The organism is Enterobacter quasimori (assembly GCF_018597345.1).
Classification (GTDB): Bacteria; Pseudomonadota; Gammaproteobacteria; order Enterobacterales; family Enterobacteriaceae; genus Enterobacter; species Enterobacter mori.
Genome location: NZ_JAHEVU010000001.1, coordinates 1,149,741 through 1,170,369, shown reverse-complemented (window position 1 = coordinate 1,170,369; position 20,629 = coordinate 1,149,741). Strand labels below are relative to the sequence as shown.

Below are 20,629 nucleotides of genomic sequence, written 5' to 3'. Positions count from 1 at the left end.
GGCCTACGTTCGAGCCGTTGTAGGTCGGGTAAGGCGAAGCCGCCACCCGACTTTTTAGTGACTACACACCTCACACCCCAGGCTACGCATCAGCTTCATCTCGCGGAACTGGCAGGTCATCGCGTCATACATCACGATTTTCCCCGCTGCGGGCGTGCCGTAGTTCGCCAGGACTTTGATCGCTTCCATTGCCTGCAGTGAGCCAATCACGCCGACGAGCGGCGCCATCACGCCCGCCTCAACGCAGGTCAGCGCATTCTCGCCAAACAGTCGGCTCAGGCAGCGGTAGCAGGGTTCACCCTCGGCGTACGTGAAGACGCTGATTTGCCCCTCCATGCGGATTGCCGCGCCGGAGACCAGCGGGGTTTTGTGGGCAAAACAGCCCGCGTTGAGCTGGTTGCGGACGGCGACGTTATCGGTGCAGTCCAGCACCAGGTCATGCTGCGCAATCTGCGCGGAGAGCGCGTCGTCATCCAGCATTGCGTCAATGAGGGTGAACTGAACGTGGGGGTTGATGCGCGCCAGCGCAGCCCCGGCGGATTCCACTTTCGGCTGGCCCACCGTCGCGTCGCTGTGCAGCGTCTGGCGCTGCAGGTTGGAGACCGATACGGTATCGAAATCCAGCAGCGTCATCCTGCCCACGCCCGCCGCCGCAAGATACTGCGCGGCGGCGCAGCCCAGCCCGCCCAGCCCGACGACCAGCACGCTGGCCGCCTTAAGCGCTTCCTGGCCCTCGAAGTCAAACCCGCGCAGGATAATCTGGCGGTTGTAGCGCATCATCTCCTGGTCGCTCAGCTCCACCGTCATGTCAGCCTCCGAACAGGTGGTTAAAGCGCTCGACCTCAACCCATTCGCCGGCTTCCACGTTGCCGCGTTCGCGCTCCAGCACGATGAAGCAGTTGCCCTGGCTGAAGGAGCTGAAAATGTGTGAGCCCTGGTGCCCGGTGGTACTCACTTCGAGCTCGCCGTCCGCGTTGCGCGCCAAAATGCCGCGCTGGAAATCGAGACGGCCCGGTGATTTTTTCAGGCGCGTGGCGGCACGCACGCGCAGGCGTTCCGGCAGCGGGCTGGCCCTGTTGCCGGAAAGCTTCGCCAGCAGCGGGATCGCCAGCTGGTAGAAGGTGAGTGCCGCCGAGACCGGGTTACCAGGCAGGCCGCAGAACCAGCTGCGTGAAAGCTTGCCAAACGCGAACGGTTTGCCCGGCTTGATCGCCAGCTTCCAGAAGGCGATTTCGCCCAGCTCTTCAAGAAGGGTTTTGGTGTAATCCGCTTCGCCCACGGAGACGCCGCCGGAGCTGATGACCACGTCGGCTGCGTTATCCGCCTCGATAAACGCGGCGCGCAGTTTTTCCGGAACGTCAGGAATGATGCCGAGGTTAATCACTTCGCAGCCCAGCTGCTCCAGCATCAGGTGTACCGCCAGGCGGTTGGTGTCGTAAATCTGGCCGTCCTGCAGCGGCTGGCCCGGAAGCTGTAGCTCGTCGCCGGTGGAGAAAACGGCAACGCGCACTTTACGGATAACGTCGATGTCCGCGATACCGAGCGAGGCCAGGACCGGCAGCTCCGCCACCGTCAGCTTCTGTCCGGCGGCAAAGACCGTCGCGCCGAGGGTAATGTCCTCGCCCGTGCGACGGATGTTCTGGCCCGCTTTGACGCTCGCGGTAAAACGCACGCCGTCGTCGGTCCGTTCGGTCTCTTCCTGCATCACCACGGCGTCGCAGCCTGCCGGAACCGGTGCGCCGGTCATAATGCGCACGCAGGTACCCGCAGGCCATTCACCGCTAAACGGCTGACCCGCAAAGGCTTTACCCGCCACCGGCAGGGCGTTACCCGTCTGGAGATCCGCCAGGCGCACCGCGTAACCGTCCATCGCGGAGTTATCAAACCCCGGCACGTTAAGCGGAGAGACGATATCGCGCGCGGCAATACGGCCAAAACAGCGCACGAGGGGCAGCGTCTCAACGTCATGCAGCGGGGAAACTCGGTCAAGCATCTGCGTGAGTGCCGTCTCAAGCGGCATCAGTCCGGCGGTAAAATCCATGGTGGGCTCCTGCGGAGTAACAACGAAAGCGCCCATTATGGCAGAAAAGTGCGGCTAACTGTATGACCCGATGGGTGTACGCTTTACATCACAGTTGCGTCTTTCTATATTCAAAAATCATCTGAAGTTTCGTCGACGATAATGATATTTATAGAAAAAGCCGCAAATCAGGCTAACGGGTGATGCGAAATGGTTAATGCGGTAATCGCAATTCATGGCGGCGCCGGGGCAATCACCCGTGCACAGCTCAGTCCCGAGCAGGAAAAGCGCTACATTGACGCGCTGTACGCCATTGTGGAAACAGGTCAGCGGATGCTGGAAGCGGGCGAGAGCGCGCTGAACGTGGTCACCGAGGCGGTGCGCCTGCTGGAAGAGTGCCCGTTGTTTAACGCGGGGATCGGCTCGGTCTTTACCCGGGATGAAACGCACGAGCTGGATGCCTGCGTGATGGACGGCGTCACCCTGAAAGCGGGGGCCGTGGCGGGCGTCAGCCGTCTGCGCAACCCGGTGCTGGCCGCGCGTCTGGTGATGGAAGCGAGCCCGCACGTGCTGCTGGCGGGCGAAGGGGCGGAGACGTTTGCCTTTGAACACGGGATGGAGCCGGTATCGCCGGATCTGTTTTCCACGGAGGAGCGCTATCAGCAGCTGCTGGAAGCCCGTACGGCAGGCAAGACGCAGCTTGACCACGCCGCGCCGCTGGATGAAACCACCAAAATGGGCACGGTCGGCGCGGTGGCGCTCGATAAAGCCGGGAACCTCGCGGCGGCAACGTCAACGGGCGGGATGACCAACAAGCTGCCGGGACGCGTCGGCGACAGCCCGCTGCCCGGCGCAGGCTGCTACGCCAACAACGCGACGGCCGCGGTGTCCTGTACCGGAACCGGGGAGGTGTTTATCCGCGCGCTCGCGGCCTATGACATCACCGCGCTGATGGATTACGGCGGATTAAGCCTGAGCGAGGCCTGCGAGCGAGTGGTAATGGAAAAACTTCCCGCGCTTGGCGGCGTCGGCGGGTTGATTGCGGTGGATCGTGAGGGCAACGTGGCCCTGCCGTTTAACAGCGAAGGGATGTACCGCGCCTGGGGCTATGCCGGTGATGAGCCCAGTACGGGGATCTATCGTGAATAAGGGGGCAAAACGTGCCGCACAGTGAAGAGCTGGACAACCGCCAGGTATTGGCTGTCCATCAGCTGAATATTGCGTTTCAGGAGGAGCGGCAGTTCATCCCCGCAGTACAGAATTTATCGTTTTCGCTGCATCGTGGCGAAACGCTGGCCATTGTCGGTGAGTCTGGTTCCGGTAAGTCGGTGACCGCACTGGCATTGATGCGCCTGCTGGAGCAAACGGGCGGGCAGATCGGCAGCGAGAAAATGCTCCTGCGCCGCCGTAACCGTCAGGTCATTGATTTAAATGAACTGAGTGGCTCGCAGATGCAGGGCGTGCGCGGGGCGGATATCGCCATGATTTTCCAGGAGCCGATGACCTCGCTGAACCCGGTTTTTCCGGTGGGCGAGCAGATTGCCGAGTCCATCCGCCTGCATCAGGGGTTAAGCGGCGATGAAGCGCTCCTCGAAGCGAAGCGGATGCTGGAAAGGGTGCGCATTCCTGAAGCCCAGGCCATTCTGGGGCGCTACCCGCATCAGCTTTCCGGGGGAATGCGCCAGCGCGTCATGATTGCGATGGCGCTCTCGTGCCGTCCGGCGGTGCTGATCGCCGACGAGCCGACAACGGCGCTGGACGTGACGATTCAGGCGCAGATCCTGCAGCTGATCAAAGTGCTGCAGCAGGAAATGGAGATGGGGGTGATTTTTATCACCCACGACATGGGCGTGGTGGCGGATATCGCCGACCGGGTGCTGGTGATGCACCGGGGGCACGCCGTGGAGACGGGCACGGTTGAGCAGATTTTTCATGCGCCTGTTCATCCTTACACCAAAGCGCTGCTGGCGGCGGTGCCGCGTCTTGGGGCGATGAACGGCAGCGATTTACCGCGCCGTTTTCCGTTGATGGCTCAGGGCGAGGCGGGCGTGCAGACGGCCGAAACCGAGCAGGATACGGTGGTGCCGGGCAGGCCCATTCTGGAAGTTCGCGATCTGGTCACGCGCTTTCCGCTGCGCAGCGGGGTGTTCAATCGCGTGAAGCGCGAAGTCCATGCGGTGGAAAACGTCAGTTTTGATCTCTGGCCGGGTGAAACGCTGGCGCTGGTGGGGGAGTCGGGCTGCGGTAAATCCACGACCGGACGCGCGCTGCTCCGGCTGGTGGAGACCCAGGCCGGGACCATTACCTTTAACGGCGAACGTATCGACACCCTGCCAGACAGCCAGCTGCAGGCCGTGCGCCGGGATATCCAGTTTATTTTCCAGGATCCGTATGCTTCTCTCGATCCGCGTCATACGGTGGGGTATTCGATCATGGAGCCGCTGCGGGTGCATAACCTGCTCGACGGTGAGGCGGCGCAGCGTCGCGTGGCCTGGCTGCTGGAGCGCGTCGGGCTGAAGCCTGAACATGCCTGGCGTTATCCCCACGAGTTTTCCGGCGGGCAGCGGCAGCGCATTTGCATTGCGCGGGCGCTGGCGCTGAATCCAAAAGTGGTGATTGCGGATGAGTCCGTTTCGGCACTGGATGTCTCTATCCGCGCGCAAATCATCAATTTATTGCTCGATTTACAGCGGGATATGGGCATTGCCTTCCTGTTTATCTCGCATGATATGGCGGTGGTGGAGCGTATCAGCCACCGTGTTGCGGTAATGTACATGGGGCAAATCGTTGAGATTGGCCCGCGGCGGGCGGTATTTGAAAACCCGCAGCATCCCTACACCCGCAAGCTGATGGCTGCTGTGCCGGTTGCCGATCCTGCGCATCACCACGCACAGCGCGTGCTGCTGCAGGATGAAATGCCGAGCAATATTCGTAAACGGGGCGAAACCCTGGAGCGCGTTACGCTTCGGGAAGTCGGCCCCGGTCATTTTGTCGCACCACCGCGTCAGGACAATGCATTCTCGCGGTTATAACGTACACCAGGCAGGAGAACACAATGGTTAAATTTGTTGCTCGGACATGGCTGTTAGCCGCGAGCGTGACGGCGGCGCTGGCCGCCGCCCCCGCGTTCGCTGCCAAAGACGTGGTCGTGGCGGTCGGCTCTAATTTTACGACGCTCGATCCGTATGATGCTAACGACACGCTGTCGCAGGCGGTGGCGAAATCGTTCTACCAGGGGCTGTTTGGCCTGGATAAAGAGATGAAGCTCAAAAACGTGCTGGCGGAGAGCTATACCGTTTCGGACGACGGGCTGGTGTATACCATCAAGCTGCGTTCCGGCGTGAAGTTCCAGGACGGCACGGATTTCAATGCTGAAGCGGTGAAGGTCAACCTCGACCGCGCCAGCAACCCGGAAAATAGCCTTAAGCGCTACAACCTGTATAAAAATATCGCCAGCACCGAGGCGGTCGACCCGGAAACCGTGAAGATCACCCTGAAAGAGCCGTTCTCCGCGTTTATTAATATTCTTGCGCATCCGGCAACGGCAATGATTTCGCCAGCGGCGCTGAAGAAATACGGCAAGGAGATCGGCTTCCACCCGGTAGGCACCGGCCCGTACGAACTGCTTACCTGGAATCAAACCGATTTTGTGAAGGTGAAGAAATTCGCCGGATACTGGCAGCAGGGCTTGCCGAAGCTCGACACCATTACCTGGCGCCCGGTGGTGGATAACAACACCCGCGCGGCGATGCTGCAAACCGGTGAAGCGCAGTTTGCCTTCCCGATCCCGTACGAGCAGGCGGCGCTGCTGGCTAAAAACAGCAAGCTGGAGCTGGTTGCCAGCCCGTCGATCATGCAGCGCTACATCAGCATGAACGTCACGCAAAAGCCGTTCGATAACCCGAAGGTGCGTGAAGCCATCAACTATGCCATTAACCGCCAGGCGCTGGTGAAAGTGGCTTTCGCGGGCTATGCCACTCCGGCGACCGGCGTGCTGCCGCCGGCTATCGCCTATGCGCAAAGCTACCAGCCGTGGCCTTACGATCCGGCCAAAGCGCGCGAGCTGCTGAAAGAGGCGGGCTTCCCGAACGGCTTCAGCACCACGCTGTGGTCCTCGCATAACCACAGTACCGCTCAAAAGGTGCTGCAGTTCACCCAGCAGCAGCTGGCGCAGGTCGGCATCAAGGCGCAGGTGACCGCGATGGATGCCGGGCAGCGTGCGGCAGAGGTGGAGGGCAAAGGGCAGAAAGAGAGCGGCGTGCGGATGTTCTACACCGGCTGGTCGGCTTCCACCGGTGAAGCCGACTGGGCGCTGTCGCCGCTGTTTGCCTCACAGAACTGGCCGCCAACCCTGTTCAACACCGCGTTCTACAGCAACCCGCAGGTGGACAAAGACCTGGCCGATGCCCTGAAAACCACCAAACCGGAGGAGAAAGCGCGGCTGTATAAAGACGCGCAGGATATCATCTGGAAAGAGTCGCCGTGGGTGCCGCTGGTGGTGGAAAAGCTGGTCTCCGCCCATAACAAAGCGCTGACCGGGTTCTATATCATGCCGGATACGGGCTTTAGCTTTGACGATGCGGATTTAAAATAACACTCATGCTGAATTATGTTTGTAAACGCCTGCTGGGGCTTATCCCGACTCTGCTGATTGTGGCGGTGCTGGTGTTTCTGTTTGTCCATATGCTGCCGGGGGATCCGGCGCGGCTGATTGCCGGACCCGAGGCGGATGCGACCGTTATTGAACTGGTGCGCAAGCAGCTGGGTCTCGACAGGCCGTTGTATATGCAGTTCCTGCACTATATAGGCAACGTGCTGCAGGGCGATTTTGGCACCTCGATGGTGTCGCGTCGCCCGGTGTCGGAAGAGATTGCCAGCCGCTTTATGCCGACCTTTTGGTTAACCCTTGCGAGCATGGGCTGGGCGGTGGTGTTTGGTCTCGGTGCGGGAATTGTCGCCGCCGTCTGGCGCAACCGCTGGCCGGATAAACTGGGTATGGCGCTGGCGGTGACCGGCATCTCCTTCCCTGCATTCGCCCTCGGGATGCTGCTGATGCAGATCTTCTCCGTGGAGCTGGGCTGGTTGCCGACCGTGGGCGCGGATACCTGGAAGCACTACATTCTCCCCTCGATGACCCTTGGCGCAGCCGTGGCGGCTGTGATGGCGCGCTTTACCCGCGCCTCGTTTGTCGACGTGCTGAGCGAAGACTACATCCGCACCGCGCGGGCGAAAGGGGTCAGCGAGAAGTGGGTCATCCTCAAGCACGGTTTTCGCAACGCGATGATCCCGGTAGTCACGATGATGGGGCTGCAGTTTGGCTTCCTGCTGGGCGGCTCCATTGTGGTGGAGAAAGTCTTCAACTGGCCGGGGCTGGGGCGTCTGCTGGTCGATTCAGTCGACATGCGCGATTATCCGGTGATTCAGGCGGAAGTCCTGCTGTTCTCGCTGGAGTTTATTCTTATCAACTTAGTGGTGGACGTGCTTTACGCCGCCATTAACCCGGCCATCAGGTACAAGTAAGATGCGATTGTTGAACTGGCGTCGTCAGGCCGTATTAAACGCTATGCCGGGGCTAAAGCCGGAGCACATCCGCACTCCGTGGTCTGAATTCTGGCGGCGTTTTCGCCGTCAGCCTGTCGCGATGACGGCAGGGCTGTTTGTTTTGCTGCTGATTGTGGTGGCGATCGTTGCGCCGTGGATCGCGCCGTTTGATGCGGAAAACTATTTTGACTATGACCGTCTGAACGACGGGCCGTCGATGATGCACTGGTTCGGCGTGGATTCGCTCGGGCGGGATATCTTCAGCCGCGTGCTGGTGGGGGCGCAGATCTCGCTGGCTGCCGGGGTCTTTGCGGTATTAATCGGTGCGGCAATCGGCACGGTGCTGGGGCTGGTGGCGGGATATTATGAAGGCTGGTGGGACCGCATCATCATGCGCATCTGCGACGTGCTGTTTGCCTTCCCCGGCATTCTGCTGGCGATTGCCGTGGTGGCGATCATGGGCAGCGGCATGGCGAACGTCATCATTGCGGTCGCGGTCTTTTCGATACCGGCCTTCGCCCGCCTGGTGCGCGGCAACACGCTGGTGCTGAAACAACAGACCTTTATCGAATCCGCCCGCAGTATGGGGGCCAGCGACGCCACGATCCTGTTCAGCCATATCCTGCCGGGTACGGTGTCGTCCATCGTGGTCTATTTCACCATGCGTATCGGCGTGTCGATTATCTCGGCGGCCAGCCTGTCGTTTCTGGGGTTAGGGGCGCAGCCTCCCACGCCGGAGTGGGGCGCGATGCTGAACGAGGCGAGAGCAGATATGGTGATTGCGCCGCACGTGGCGATCTTCCCGAGCCTGGCGATTTTCCTGACCGTGCTGGCGTTTAACCTGCTGGGGGACGGGCTGCGCGACGCGCTGGATCCGCGAATTAAGGGGTAGGTTTTTGCAGGATCTTACCCCTCACCCTAACCCTCTCCTCTGAGGGGAGAGGGGACTGCTCGGTGCGGTCTGTTCCCCCTCGCCCCTTTGGGGAGAGGGCCGGGGTGAGGGGTTAATGTTTAAACCCGGCTACCCCACAGGTCATACTCATCCGCGTTTTCAACCTTCACGCGAATAATATCACCCGGCTTAACGCTGGTTTCGCCGTTCAGGTACACCGCACCGTCGATTTCAGGGGCGTCCGCCATGCTGCGGCCAATCGCGCCTTCTTCATCCACTTCGTCGATGATAACCATGATCTCGCGGCCCACTTTTTCCTTCAGACGTTCAGCAGAGATCTGCTGCTGCAGCTGCATAAAGCGGTTCCAGCGCTCCTCTTTCACCTCTTCCGGCACCTGGTCCGCCAGCTCGTTGGCGGTTGCGCCCTCTACCGGGCTGTACTTGAAGCAGCCAACGCGGTCCAGACGGGCTTCTTTCAGGAAGTCGAGCAGCATCTGGAAATCTTCTTCGGTTTCACCCGGGAAGCCGACGATGAAGGTGGAACGCAGGGTCAGATCCGGACAGATTTCACGCCACTGCTTGATGCGCGCCAGCTGGCGGTCAACGGAGCCAGGACGCTTCATCAGCTTCAGAATACGCGGACTGGCGTGCTGCAGCGGGATATCCAGGTACGGCAGAATTTTGCCTTCCGCCATCAGCGGGATCACATCGTCAACGTGCGGGTACGGATAGACGTAGTGCAGACGTGTCCAGATACCGAGCTTCGCAAGCTGCTCGCACAAGCCGACCATGCTGGTTTTCACCGGCTCGCCGTTGTGGAAACCGGAGCGGTGTTTCACGTCCACGCCGTAGGCCGAGGTGTCCTGGGAGATGACCAGCAGCTCCTTCACGCCCGCGTCGGCCAGACGTTTGGCTTCCGCCAGCACTTCACCGATTGGACGGCTCACCAGATCGCCACGCATGGACGGGATGATGCAGAAGGTGCAGCGATGGTTGCAGCCCTCGGAAATTTTCAGGTACGCGTAGTGGCGCGGCGTCAGCTTCACGCCCTGTTCCGGCACCAGGCTCAGGAACGGGTTGTGCTTGGGTTTTGGCACGTAGTGATGAACATGTTCCAGCACCTGCTCGTAGCTGTGCGGACCGGTGATCTCCAGCACCTTCGGGTGCACTTCGCGGATCTGATCCACTTTCGCGCCCAGGCAGCCGGTGACAATGACTTTGCCGTTTTCGGTCAGGGCTTCACCGATGGCTTCCAGAGACTCCTGAACCGCACTGTCGATAAAGCCGCAGGTGTTGACGATCACCATATCGGCATTGTCGTAGCTTGGCACCACGTCATAGCCTTCGGTACGAAGTTCGGTCAGGATGCGTTCGGAATCCACCAGGTTTTTCGGGCAGCCCAGGGAGACGAAGCCGATTTTCGGCTGGTGCGTAACATTGCTCATAGGTTAAAAATTCATCAATTATGGAGTTATCAGGGCGGGATTTTACAGCGTATCGCGGGGGATTTATACACTCTTTGCGCGGCGGATGCGTCGGTCAGAGGTTGTAACATTGTAAATAATGTTAATCAGTTAATAAAAATTGATCTCAGGCATTAAACTGTACAAAAAATGAACTTATCCTGACTGTGCACCATGGCTGACAGAGGAGGAAAGAGCATGACCGTTGACAGACTGAAACGCGATCTGCTTAACAAGCTGATCAACGCCCGAATCGACCTGGCCGCCTATCTGCAGCTCAGGAAGGCAAAAGGCTATATGTCAGTCAGCGAAAGCGAACATCTGCGTGATAACCTGTTTGAACTGTGCAATTTCATGCGTGAAAAAGCACCGACCCTGAAAGCGGAATACGAGGAAAGCGAGCTAATGGCGCTGCGCCGCGCCGCTGAGGTGCTCTCCATTGCAGGGGTATGTTTAATGAACGGACGCCACGACTGCCCGAATTTTATCGCTGTTAACGCGGAGAAGCTTGAAAACTGCCTGACAACGCTCTCTCTTTGCATCATGTGTCTGAACGAGCACGCGAAGCTTGCCCAGCACTGAGCCCGGGGGAGGCGACTCCCCCTTCTGATTAAGCTTTTGTAAAAGTGGTAACGCGCCCGAACGTTGTGGCTAATCTTTATGCCATATGCCGATAAAGGAGCGCGTTATGCATCGATCCTCGCTGATTTTACTGCCTGCGTTATTTTTCCCTTTTTCTCTCCTCGCTGCCCCTGACGCGGTAAAGGTCGAGGTGTTGCAAAACCGACTCGATCACCCCTGGTCACTGGCCTTTTTGCCGGACAATAAAGGCCTGCTCATCACGCTCAGAGGCGGCCAGCTGAAACACTGGCAGGCCGGGAAAGGGTTGTCTGACCCGATTGTCGGCGTGCCCAAGGTGTGGGCAAACGGCCAGGGCGGTTTGCTGGACGTGGTGCTGGCACCTGATTTTGAACAATCGCGACGCATCTGGCTGAGCTATGCCGAAGTGGGCAATGACGGGAAAGCGGGCACGGCGGTGGGCTACGGTCGCCTGAGCGAGGATCTGTCGCGCATTGAAGCCTTCCAGGTGGTGTTCCGCCAGATGCCGAAACTCTCCACCGGGAACCATTTTGGCGGTCGGCTGGCGTTCGACGGTAAAGGCTATCTGTTTATTGCCCTTGGCGAGAATAACCAGCGTCCAACGGCACAGGATTTGGACAAGCTTCAGGGCAAAGTGGTGCGCCTGACGGAAGACGGGAAGGTGCCGCCGGATAACCCGTTTGTGAACACCTCCGGCGCGCGGCCTGAAATCTGGTCCTACGGCATTCGTAACCCGCAGGGGATGGCGATAAACCCCTGGAGCGACACGCTGTGGCTGAACGAGCACGGGCCGCGCGGCGGGGATGAGATCAACATCCCGGAAAAAGGGAAGAACTACGGCTGGCCGCTGGCGACGCACGGCATTAACTACAGCGGCCTGAAAATACCGGAAGCCAAAGGCGAGCACGCGGAGGGAACGGAAAAACCGCTGTTTGTCTGGAAGGTCTCCCCTGCGGTGAGCGGCATGGCGTTTTACAATAGCGACGTCTTCCCGCAGTGGAAAAACAAGCTGTTTATCGGCGCGCTGAAGGAGAAGGACGCGATCGTGCTGAGCGTGGATGGAAGCAAGGTGACGGAGGATGGGCGCATTCTGGGCGACCGGGACCAGCGTATTCGCGATGTTCGGGTGGGGCCGGATGGGTATCTGTATGTCCTGACCGACGAGACGGACGGGCAGCTATTGAAAGTCAGCCCGTCCGAAGCGTAATCAGGTAACCGGGATCATCACCGCGTTACGGTATGCCGGGCGCTCGCTGAGCTGCTGAAGCCAGCGCTCAAGGTGAGGGCGCGGCGTCCACTTCAGGCCCATGTTGGTCAGGTTCCAGACGAACGGCGCAACCGCAATATCGCCGACGCCGAACGCCTCGCCGGAGAACCATTTGTGCTTCGCCAGCTCGTCGTCCATCATCGCAAACAGGGTTTCACAGGTGTCCTGGGCTGCATGAATGGCGGGATAGTCACGTTCGGCTTCCGGCGTGCGGATGAGCCCCATCAGGATCACGCGGTGGGTCGGGGATAGCGTCTGGTTCGCCCAGTCCATCCACTTTTCACCCTGAGCACGCCGGGCCGGGCTCTCTACCCACAGACGCCCCTGACCGTACTGCGCGGCAAGGTAGCGAACAATGGTGTTGGATTCCCACAGCGTCGCGTCTGTTTCATCATCGCGCAGCAGCGGCACCAGGCCGTTCGGGTTCATGGCCAGATAGTCGGCCTCTTTGTTAACGCCGAACGACATGCCGGCCATGATTTGATTGAACGGTAAATCCAGCTCCTCGAGCGTCCAGAGCACTTTCTTAACGTTGGTCGAGTTGTTCCTGCCCCAAAGCGTAATCATATTTACTCCTGATGAGATGTGAATCCGGGTCAGCTTCGCCATGGTGAGATAAACCTAACAATTACGCAACAGAAGACAAAAAAATCGCCTGAATCAAAGCGTAAATGAATGTTATTGCATAAACTTTAATAACTTTACCCTCGTTGGGTTTCTTTAACGGTTTTAGTGCGCTATTACTCATCGCTTCTTGCGACACGGTGATGTGACGTAATTTTTGAATGGACACTCGGGTGGCATTTATGACGCGAAAAATGACTTCTCTGCGCAGCCTGGCGGCAGGCTCCGCGCTCCTCTTCCTTTTTGCCCCAACGCTCTACGCAGCTGAACAGGCTGCGCCCGAAGCGCCACCGGTGGATGCGCGCGCCTGGATCCTGATGGACTACGCCAGCGGTAAAGTGCTGGCGGAAGGGAACGCAGACGAAAAACTCGATCCGGCAAGCCTGACCAAAATCATGACCAGCTATGTGGTGGGCCAGGCGCTGAAAGCGGGCAAGATCAAGCTGGACGATATGGTGACCATCGGGAAGGACGCGTGGGCGACCGGTAACCCGGCGCTGCGGGGTTCTTCCGTGATGTTCCTGAAGCCTGGCGATCAGGTTTCCGTTTCCGATCTGAATAAAGGGGTGATTATTCAGTCGGGAAATGATGCGTGTATCGCGCTGGCCGATTACGTTGCCGGCAGTCAGGATTCATTTATCGGCCTGATGAATGGCTACGCGCAAAAGCTGGGCCTGACCAATACGACCTTTAAAACGGTTCACGGTCTGGATGCGCCGGGCCAGTTCAGCACCGCGCGCGACATGGCGCTGCTGGGCAAAGCGCTGATCCACGACGTACCGGATGAATACGCCATCCATAAAGAGAAAGAGTTTACCTTCAACAAAATTCGCCAGCCGAACCGCAACCGCCTGCTGTGGAGCAGCAACGTCAATGTAGACGGGATGAAAACCGGCACCACGGCAGGTGCAGGCTACAACCTGGTGGCCTCCGCGACGCAGGGCGATATGCGTCTGATTTCGGTGGTGCTGGGCACCAAAACCGACCGCATTCGCTTTAACGAATCAGAAAAACTGCTGACCTGGGGCTTCCGCTTCTTTGAAACCGTGACGCCGATCAAGCCGGATGCCACGTTCGTCAGCCAGCGCGTCTGGTTTGGCGATAAGAGCGAGGTGAATCTGGGCGCGGGTGAGGCCGGTTCAGTGACCATTCCGCGCGGTCAGCTGAAAAACCTGAAAGCCAGCTTCACCCTGACCGACCCGCAGCTTACGGCTCCGCTGAAAAAAGGCCAGGTCGTCGGGACGATTGATTTCCAGCTTAACGGCAAGTCGATTGAACAACGTCCGCTGATTGTGATGGAAGCGGTGGAAGAGGGCGGATTCTTCAGCCGGATGTGGGATTTCGTACTGATGAAATTCCACGGGTGGTTTGGCAGCTGGTTTAGCTAAGTTTTTTTGCCGGGTGGCGGCTTTGCCTTACCCGGCCTACAACGGCTCGAACGTAGGCCGGGTAAGGCAAAGCCGCCACCCGGCATAACCTCAATACATCAACTTCACCTGCTGCGCCTTCGCGTGGGCCACAATCTCGTCATCCGGGCGGCAGTCGCTTACGATGGTGTCAAACTGCGCCAGCTCGCCCATTCTTGCCGGACGCACCTTGCCAAACTTGCTGTGGTCCACCACCAGCACATGATACTGCGCGGCATTTAACGCCCAGTGCTTCACGGGTAACTCTTCCAGGTTAAAGCAGGTCGCGCCCTGACGCACGTTCACGCCCGCCGCAGAATAAAACGCGATATCCGGGCATAAGTTACTCAACGTGTCCTGCAGGTTCAGCGGCTTAAAGATGGCATTACTGGCGTGGAACTCACCGCCGCAGAGGATCACCCGGCATTCGGGTTTCTCCTGCAGCGCCAGAAAGGTGTTCAATGAGTAACAGACGGCGGTAAACGGGAGGCTGCTGTCAATGGCTTCGATGATCCACGGCGTAGTGGTCCCGCAGTCAAAAAACAGGGTTTGATGCGGCTGCACCAGGGAGGCCGCGAGCCGTGCCGCCTTGCGCTTCTCTTCCACCAGACGCGTTTTTTGAACGCTGATCAGATAGTGGCTGGCGCTACGCGGCTCGAGGACGATGTATCCGCCCAGCAGCACAACGGGGGCGCTGTCGCTGTTAAGATCCCGACGAATGGTCATCTCAGAGACGCCGAGCAGCGTGGCGGCTTCCTTGAGGTGCAGTTTATCACTGCGCTTCAGCGCCTGGAGCAGCTGAGCAATGCGGTCATCGCGTCGTGTTTCCATAGATCCTCAGGATGAAAAAGTGAACCCCCGCAGGGCGGGGGTTCAAGTGTAACCTGTCGGAACGGGATTAGTCACGTATCCAGCCTTTGCGGATCGGGAGGGCAAACAGCACGCGATACAGCTGAGACAGCCCGCGGTAAAGCGCCGGGCCAAAGAGGCTCCACAGGATCGCCGCGCTCACGCAGCCGATCAGCCCCACCAGGAACCCACCCACCATATCCAGCGGCCAGTGAACGCCAAGATAAACGCGGGACCAGGCGATGGCCAGCGCGATACCCATCAGCACTGCGCCAGACCACAGGCGATGCCAGAACAGGAACGCCAGAGCGAAGGTGAAAATCACGGTGCCATGATCGCTTGGGAAGGAGTCGTCAGGCGCGTGGTGCAGGAAATTATAGCCAACGCGATCGACGAACGGACGGTCGTGGGGGAAGGCATGTCCCAGCAGATAGCTGGTCACTACGCTGACGCCGATGGCCATCGCCACTTTGATCACCAGCTGGCGCTGTGCAGTGACCTCTTTGCGGGGACCCCACAGCCAGAGAACAACGGCCAATACGGGAACAATCGAGATCAGATCTCTGGCAACAAAGGTGGCAAAATCAATCATCCATTCCGGCGAGGCTGGCGTGGCGTTGATGAAATAAAACAGTCCGTAGTTCAGATTCTCTAACATAATGTCGTCACTCTTTCGCAAACCAGGCGGAAACAAGGCCATAGACCACCACCTGGGAAAACCAGACCCACCACCCAGCCCACAGGTTGTGAGAGAAAAAATGCGCCCCGCGCATGACCTGACCGTAGCCCATGGCCAGACCCAATACCGCACCCAGCACGACGAAACTCCAGGCCAGACGTGGACGTTCGCGCCAGAAGGCAAAAAACAGCCCCATCACCATAAAGCCGCTTGACGAGTGGCCGCCCGGGAAGCAACGGCCCGGTCCGCTGTCTGCTGGTACCGCGCTAAACAGGGGGTAAGAAACCGCCTTCCCGCCATACTCCACCAGATCCCACGGACAGCTATGGTGGCTAATGCTTTTCAGCACGCCGACAACCAGTGCACCCAGCCCCATCAGAAGCGCGGCGGTGACCAGCCGGGTATTGCGCTTAAAGGCACCGTAAATCAGCGCAGCCGCAGCGAGGGCGATAGAGACGTACTTCGCCAGCCGATGGTTGAGCAGGTCCAGCATCGGGTTTTGCTGCAACGGAAAATGGCGCGTCGCTGCGTCATACCAGAAACCGGTGATCCACCTGTCGAGCGTTTCGTCGCGTGAAAGCCAGGTAAACAGGACGGCGAGGACAATCAGCACGAAAAGCTGATAACCATAAAAGCGTGCGGGTAAACGGTAAAGTTGTTTTGTCTTATTTGCCGGTAACTTAGACAATTCTGAAGCGCTGAAGGTGTATGGCATAATTGGGGGTCAGTGACGTGAAATAGGGCTATCATAAATCTGTCAACTTAAGGAAACCTTAAACAACGACGATAAGTGCTTTATTTCTGTTTATTATCGATTATTTGCTATCTCAGGCTGCGGCAATTCATTACACTCATCGCGATTTTTTCATCATAAAGAGATTGCATGTTAAACCGTTCTTCTTCCGGTAATCGTCTGGGACGTCAGGCGTTACTTTTCCCTCTGTGTCTGGTGCTCTACGAATTCTCTACCTATATCGGCAACGATATGATCCAGCCCGGTATGCTGGCCGTGGTAGAGCAGTACAACGCGGGTATCGAGTGGGTGCCGACCTCCATGACCGCCTATCTGGCGGGCGGCATGTTTTTACAGTGGCTGCTAGGGCCGCTGTCGGACCGTATTGGCCGTCGTCCGGTGATGCTGACCGGCGTGGTGTGGTTTATCGTCACCTGTCTTGCCACGCTGCTGGCGCAAAACATTGAACAATTCACCCTGCTGCGTTTCCTGCAGGGGGTGAGCCTGTGCTTCATCGGTGCCGTGGGGTATGCCGCTATTCAGGAGTCGTTTGAAGAGGCGGTGTGTATCAAAATCACCGCGCTGATGGCGAACGTGGCGCTGATCGCTCCCTTGCTCGGGCCGCTGGTGGGCGCAGCCTGGGTGCACGTTGCGCCGTGGGAGGGGATGTTCATACTCTTCGCCGCCCTTGCTGCCATCTCCTTCTTTGGTCTGCACCGCGCGATGCCGGAAACGGCTACGCGTCTGGGTGAAAAGCTCTCCCTGAAAGAGCTGGGACGGGACTACAAAGAGGTGTTGAAAAATGGCCGCTTTGTCGCGGGTGCGCTGGCGACGGGCTTTGTCAGCCTGCCGTTGCTGGCGTGGATTGCACAGTCGCCCGTCATTATCATCAGCGGTGAAAAGCTCAGCAGCTACGAGTACGGTCTGCTGCAGGTGCCAATCTTTGGCGCGCTGATTATCGGCAACCTGGTGCTGGCACGTCTGACGTCGCGCCGCACCGTTCGCTCGCTGATTATTATGGGCGGCTGGCCGATTGCGGCAGGGCTGGTCATGGCCGCGGTCGCTACGGTGGCCTCGTCCCATGCCTACCTGTGGATGACCGCGGGACTGAGCGTCTATGCCTTTGGTATTGGCGTGGCGAATGCGGGACTGGTGCGCCTGACGCTGTTTGCCAGCGAAATGAGTAAAGGCACGGTGTCCGCCGCGATGGGCATGCTGCAGATGCTGATTTTTACCGTCGGAATTGAGGTGAGCAAGCACGCTTACGCGTTTGGCGGCAACGGGCTGTTCAGCCTGTTCAACCTTGCCAACGGCGTGCTGTGGGTGGGATTAATGGTCGTGTTCCTGAAAGACAAGCGCATCGGTAGCGCCCTGCAACCGTGATCTTTATGCCCTCTCCCCTTTGGGGAGAGGGCCAGGGTGAGGGGTGAGGGCACCAGACCGCACGCGGTTAATTAAACGGTGCCTCCCCGTTCAACACCTTCTCAATCACGTTTAAAACGCCTTCATCGTTATTATGCTGCGCTTCAAATCGGGCGACCGCCTTAATATGCGGTTTGGCATTGGCCATCGCAAAGCTAAACCCTGACTGGCGCAGCATTTCTACGTCATTGCCGCTGTCGCCAAAGGCCACCACTTCGCTGTTCTCAATGCCCCATCGCGACTGCAAAATGCGCAAGCCGTTAGCTTTGTGCACGCCGGGGATAATCAGATCGATACTGCCGTGACCGGTGGTGACGGGCACCATAATATCGCCCAGCCTTTCATGCAGCAGCGCCTGAATACGCGGAATTTCATCATCGGAAACGTTGAGCCCAAACTTGAAGAAAATATCGTTCAGGTTATCGAAATCACTGACCCTTTCGAGGCGGTGATAATATTTTGAGGCCATATCGATGAAGGCATCGTCATAGGCTTTGAGGGTGTAGGCGCTGCCTTTGCCGCAGGCAATTATTTCAATGCCCGGAACGTCATTTAACACGTTCGCGACGGTCTCGAAATGGGCTTTCGACAGTTCGCCGTTAAAGACATCTTCACCTTCGCTCACGACCCAGCCGCCGTTTTCGGCAACAAACGCAATCTCATGGGCGATCTCCGGGAAAAAGGAGATCAGCTGGTAGTATTGGTTGCCGCTGGCGACCACGAAGCGAATGCCTTGCGCCTTCATGCGCGCGTACTGCGCCAGAAAACGCGCGCGGTTGTACGTCTTCGCATCGCTCAGGAAGGTGCCATCCATGTCGACTGCAATCAGTTTAACGCTCATATCCCTTCTCCAGTGTCGTTTGTTCTGCTTCCGGCTTTGCCACCGCACGCGCCACCAGCGCCGCGATAATGACTAACCCTAATACCACCAGCATGGCGCTGCGCAGGCCGTAATGCTCCCCGAGGAAACCGAGCAGCGGCGGTCCCACCAGGAAGGCGAGGTAACCGGTGGTCGCCACTACGCTGACGCGCGTTGGCGCATCCGGGCCGGTGTCGCTGGCGGCGGAAATGGTCAGCGGGAAGCCAAGTGATGCTCCCAGTCCCCACAGGATCACGGAAACGCCGGCAATCCAGTCCACGTCCACAAAGACGATCATCGCAATACCCAGGCCGCCGAGCAGGGCGCTGGCGCGCACCACCGCCACGCGGCTGTAGCGGTCGATAAACCAGCCGCCGGTGAAGCGCCCGACGGTCATCCCCAGCGTAAACCCGGCGTAAATCAGCGAGCCGGAGGTCGGGCTGAAGCCGTGACCGTCCACCATCAGCAGCGGCAGCCAGTCGTTGGCGGAACCTTCCGCGAACGCCATTGCCAGCACCACCACGCCGATCAGCATCAGCTGGAAGTCGCGGTAGAAGGGCAGCCCTTTTTCTGCTGAGTACTGTTCGTCAGACGAATTCTTACCGTTGCCGTCCGGGATCGCCCGGATGCCCGTCAGGATCGGAATAATGCACACCAGCGCCGCCAGTAAAATATGCAGATTGGCCGCCATGCCAAATGCCGTCAGCGCCATCCCCACGCCCGCACCGGCCAGCGTGCCGAGGCTGTAAAAGCCATGCATCATCGGCAGCACGGTTTTGTTCATCTCACGCTCGACCGACGCCCCTTCAACGTTAATCGCCACTTCCGCCGCGCCGAAGCTGCCGCCAAAGACCGTCAGCCCCAGAGCAAACAGGACCGGCGAGGCAAACCACAGCGCCACGCTCAGCACCATCATCCCGAACACCGCGCAGCACATGGTGGTGCGGATCACCGCCCGCGTGCCAAAGCGTTTAACCAGCCACGCGGAGCAGAGAATGCCGCTCATGGAGCCTATCGACAGGCCGAACAGCACGATGCCCATCTCGGCGGTAGAGACGGACAAAATATCGCGGATCGCCGGGGTGCGCGTGGCCCAGGAGGCCATCAGCAGCCCGGGAATAAAGAAGAACATAAACAGCGCCCACATGCGTAATTGCAGGGCCTTACGGGGAGAGGTCAACGTCATTGGGGTAGCACCAGAAGTACAACAATAGCGACAACACTAGCAAGTTTGTGTACATTTGTACACAAACCGGATGAGGAATTTATGAGCAGACCACCCAACGATCCGCACCGCCGGGAAAAAATACTCCAGGCGACGCTGGACACCATCGCTGAGCACGGTATTCATGCCGTCACGCACCGTAAAATCGCCTCCTGCGCGGGCGTACCGCTGGGGTCGATGACCTACTATTTTGACGGTATGGAATCGCTGCTTGAAGAGGCCTTCACGTGGTTTACCCGGCAGATGTCACAGCAGTACCGGGATTTCTTCGCGGGCGTCACCGGGCCGGAAATGGCGTGCGAATCCATCACTACGCTGATCCACAGCTCGCAGGTGACCACGCCGCACAACATGGCGCTGATGTATCAGTTCTACGCCTTTATGCACCGCAGCGCGGCGCTTAAAACGGTGATGCAGGACTGGATGAAGATGAGCCAGGACACGCTGGAGCAGTGGTTCGACCCGGTCACCACCCGCGCGCTGGACGCGTTTATTGAAGGAATGACGCTGCATTTTGTCACCGACCGCAAGCCGTTGAGCCGGGACGAGATCCGCGAGATGGTGGGCAGGATTGCGGGCGAGGGCGGCTGCTAGGCACCGCTCGCCCCAGTGACACCTACTTGTAGTCGATTTTTTTCCCGCTGGCGTCCACCACCGCTTCGCCATCCTCTTTCGTAAATGCCCCTCTCTGCGCATCCGGCAGAATGTCGAGGACAACTTCAGACGGGCGGCACAGGCGGGTGCCCAGCGGTGTGACCACGATCGGACGGTTAATCAGGATCGGGTGTTGCAGCATAAAATCGATAAGCTGGTCGTCGGTGAAACTCTCTTCGGCAAGGCCGAGCTGTTCATAGGGATCCACGTTTTTACGCAGCAGATCCCGCACCGAAATGCCCATCTCGGCAATCAGGGTGGTCAGCGTATCGCGCGACGGCGGGGTTTCCAGATAGAGGATAATCTCTGGCTCCGTGCCGCTGTTGCGGATCATCTCCAGCGTGTTGCGCGAGGTGCCGCAGGCGGGGTTGTGATAGATAGTGATGTGGCTCATA

The 20,629-nt window shown here is 58.8% G+C and carries 20 protein-coding genes; 10 read left to right on the top strand and 10 right to left on the bottom strand.

What is annotated here, in order from left to right:
* Nucleotides 1–54: 54 nt before the first annotated feature.
* Nucleotides 55–807 carry a molybdopterin-synthase adenylyltransferase MoeB gene (gene moeB / locus KK102_RS05660; protein WP_216357149.1) on the bottom strand — a complete coding sequence of 251 codons (753 nt, stop codon included), beginning with the start codon at nucleotides 805–807 and terminating at the stop codon, nucleotides 55–57.
* Nucleotide 808: 1 nt separating this feature from the next.
* Nucleotides 809–2,041 carry a molybdopterin molybdotransferase MoeA gene (moeA, locus tag KK102_RS05655; RefSeq protein WP_216357148.1) on the bottom strand — a complete coding sequence of 411 codons (1,233 nt, stop codon included), beginning with the start codon at nucleotides 2,039–2,041 and terminating at the stop codon, nucleotides 809–811.
* A 189-nt stretch (nucleotides 2,042–2,230) separates the two neighbouring features.
* On the opposite strand from moeA, the gene iaaA reads away from it, so the two are divergent.
* From iaaA to gsiD, 5 genes are read left to right on the top strand one after another with little or no spacing between them, the layout of a single operon-like run.
* A complete protein-coding gene (gene iaaA, locus KK102_RS05650; RefSeq protein ID WP_126543516.1) occupies nucleotides 2,231–3,169 on the top strand; it encodes a beta-aspartyl-peptidase in 939 nt (312 codons plus the stop codon).
* 11 nt (nucleotides 3,170–3,180) lie between these two features.
* Nucleotides 3,181–5,052, top strand: a complete 1,872-nt coding sequence (gsiA, locus tag KK102_RS05645) for a glutathione ABC transporter ATP-binding protein GsiA (RefSeq protein ID WP_216357147.1) — start codon at nucleotides 3,181–3,183, stop codon at nucleotides 5,050–5,052.
* A gap of 23 nt (nucleotides 5,053–5,075) precedes the next feature.
* Nucleotides 5,076–6,614: a glutathione ABC transporter substrate-binding protein GsiB gene (gene gsiB / locus KK102_RS05640; RefSeq protein ID WP_216357146.1), complete on the top strand. Its 1,539-nt coding sequence runs from the start codon at nucleotides 5,076–5,078 to the stop codon at nucleotides 6,612–6,614.
* A gap of 5 nt (nucleotides 6,615–6,619) precedes the next feature.
* Entirely contained in the window at nucleotides 6,620–7,540 is a 921-nt protein-coding gene (gsiC, locus tag KK102_RS05635; RefSeq protein WP_089598983.1) for a glutathione ABC transporter permease GsiC, read from the top strand.
* 1 nt (nucleotide 7,541) lies between these two features.
* Nucleotides 7,542–8,453 carry a glutathione ABC transporter permease GsiD gene (gene gsiD / locus KK102_RS05630; protein ID WP_216357145.1) on the top strand — a complete coding sequence of 304 codons (912 nt, stop codon included), beginning with the start codon at nucleotides 7,542–7,544 and terminating at the stop codon, nucleotides 8,451–8,453.
* Nucleotides 8,454–8,572: 119 nt separating this feature from the next.
* Here gsiD and rimO read toward each other — a convergent pair whose 3' ends face one another.
* Nucleotides 8,573–9,898: a 30S ribosomal protein S12 methylthiotransferase RimO gene (gene rimO / locus KK102_RS05625; protein WP_216357144.1), complete on the bottom strand. Its 1,326-nt coding sequence runs from the start codon at nucleotides 9,896–9,898 to the stop codon at nucleotides 8,573–8,575.
* Between the two features lie 216 nt (nucleotides 9,899–10,114).
* Here rimO and bssR point away from each other — a divergent pair, with 216 nt between their 5' ends.
* Together bssR and KK102_RS05615 are read left to right on the top strand one after the other, a co-directional pair.
* On the top strand, nucleotides 10,115–10,498 hold the full coding sequence (gene bssR, locus KK102_RS05620; RefSeq protein ID WP_216357143.1) for a biofilm formation regulator BssR: 384 nt from the start codon (nucleotides 10,115–10,117) through the stop codon (nucleotides 10,496–10,498).
* A gap of 106 nt (nucleotides 10,499–10,604) precedes the next feature.
* Nucleotides 10,605–11,723 carry a PQQ-dependent sugar dehydrogenase gene (locus KK102_RS05615; protein WP_216357142.1) on the top strand — a complete coding sequence of 373 codons (1,119 nt, stop codon included), beginning with the start codon at nucleotides 10,605–10,607 and terminating at the stop codon, nucleotides 11,721–11,723.
* Here KK102_RS05615 and KK102_RS05610 read toward each other — a convergent pair whose 3' ends face one another.
* Complete coding sequence (locus tag KK102_RS05610) at nucleotides 11,724–12,350, bottom strand: glutathione S-transferase family protein (RefSeq protein ID WP_126543522.1); 627 nt, start codon at nucleotides 12,348–12,350, stop codon at nucleotides 11,724–11,726.
* Between the two features lie 239 nt (nucleotides 12,351–12,589).
* On the opposite strand from KK102_RS05610, the gene dacC reads away from it, so the two are divergent.
* Complete coding sequence (dacC, locus tag KK102_RS05605; protein ID WP_126543523.1) at nucleotides 12,590–13,795, top strand: serine-type D-Ala-D-Ala carboxypeptidase; 1,206 nt, start codon at nucleotides 12,590–12,592, stop codon at nucleotides 13,793–13,795.
* 90 nt (nucleotides 13,796–13,885) lie between these two features.
* Here dacC and deoR read toward each other — a convergent pair whose 3' ends face one another.
* The 3 genes from deoR to KK102_RS05590 form a co-directional block, all read right to left on the bottom strand.
* The gene (gene deoR / locus KK102_RS05600) at nucleotides 13,886–14,644 is read right to left on the bottom strand and encodes a DNA-binding transcriptional repressor DeoR (protein WP_216357141.1); all 759 of its coding nucleotides are present in this window, start codon (nucleotides 14,642–14,644) and stop codon (nucleotides 13,886–13,888) included.
* A gap of 67 nt (nucleotides 14,645–14,711) precedes the next feature.
* Nucleotides 14,712–15,320, bottom strand: a complete 609-nt coding sequence (gene ybjG, locus KK102_RS05595; protein ID WP_126543525.1) for an undecaprenyl-diphosphate phosphatase — start codon at nucleotides 15,318–15,320, stop codon at nucleotides 14,712–14,714.
* Nucleotides 15,321–15,327: 7 nt separating this feature from the next.
* Entirely contained in the window at nucleotides 15,328–16,056 is a 729-nt protein-coding gene (locus KK102_RS05590; RefSeq protein WP_216357140.1) for a phosphatase PAP2 family protein, read from the bottom strand.
* Nucleotides 16,057–16,224: 168 nt separating this feature from the next.
* On the opposite strand from KK102_RS05590, the gene KK102_RS05585 reads away from it, so the two are divergent.
* Nucleotides 16,225–17,457, top strand: coding sequence for an MFS transporter (locus KK102_RS05585; protein WP_216357139.1), 1,233 nt, complete (start codon nucleotides 16,225–16,227; stop codon nucleotides 17,455–17,457).
* A 67-nt stretch (nucleotides 17,458–17,524) separates the two neighbouring features.
* Here the strand turns inward: KK102_RS05585 and KK102_RS05580 are convergent, their stop codons facing one another.
* A complete protein-coding gene (locus KK102_RS05580; protein WP_216357138.1) occupies nucleotides 17,525–18,337 on the bottom strand; it encodes a Cof-type HAD-IIB family hydrolase in 813 nt (270 codons plus the stop codon).
* Complete coding sequence (locus tag KK102_RS05575; protein WP_216357137.1) at nucleotides 18,327–19,541, bottom strand: MFS transporter; 1,215 nt, start codon at nucleotides 19,539–19,541, stop codon at nucleotides 18,327–18,329. The genes KK102_RS05580 and KK102_RS05575 overlap by 11 nt, the downstream gene beginning before the upstream one ends.
* An 81-nt stretch (nucleotides 19,542–19,622) precedes the next feature.
* Between KK102_RS05575 and KK102_RS05570 the strand changes: the two genes are divergently transcribed.
* Nucleotides 19,623–20,174, top strand: a complete 552-nt coding sequence (locus KK102_RS05570; RefSeq protein WP_216357136.1) for a TetR/AcrR family transcriptional regulator — start codon at nucleotides 19,623–19,625, stop codon at nucleotides 20,172–20,174.
* Between the two features lie 22 nt (nucleotides 20,175–20,196).
* Here KK102_RS05570 and arsC read toward each other — a convergent pair whose 3' ends face one another.
* Complete coding sequence (arsC, locus tag KK102_RS05565; protein ID WP_216357135.1) at nucleotides 20,197–20,628, bottom strand: glutaredoxin-dependent arsenate reductase; 432 nt, start codon at nucleotides 20,626–20,628, stop codon at nucleotides 20,197–20,199.
* Nucleotide 20,629 lies beyond the last annotated feature (1 nt).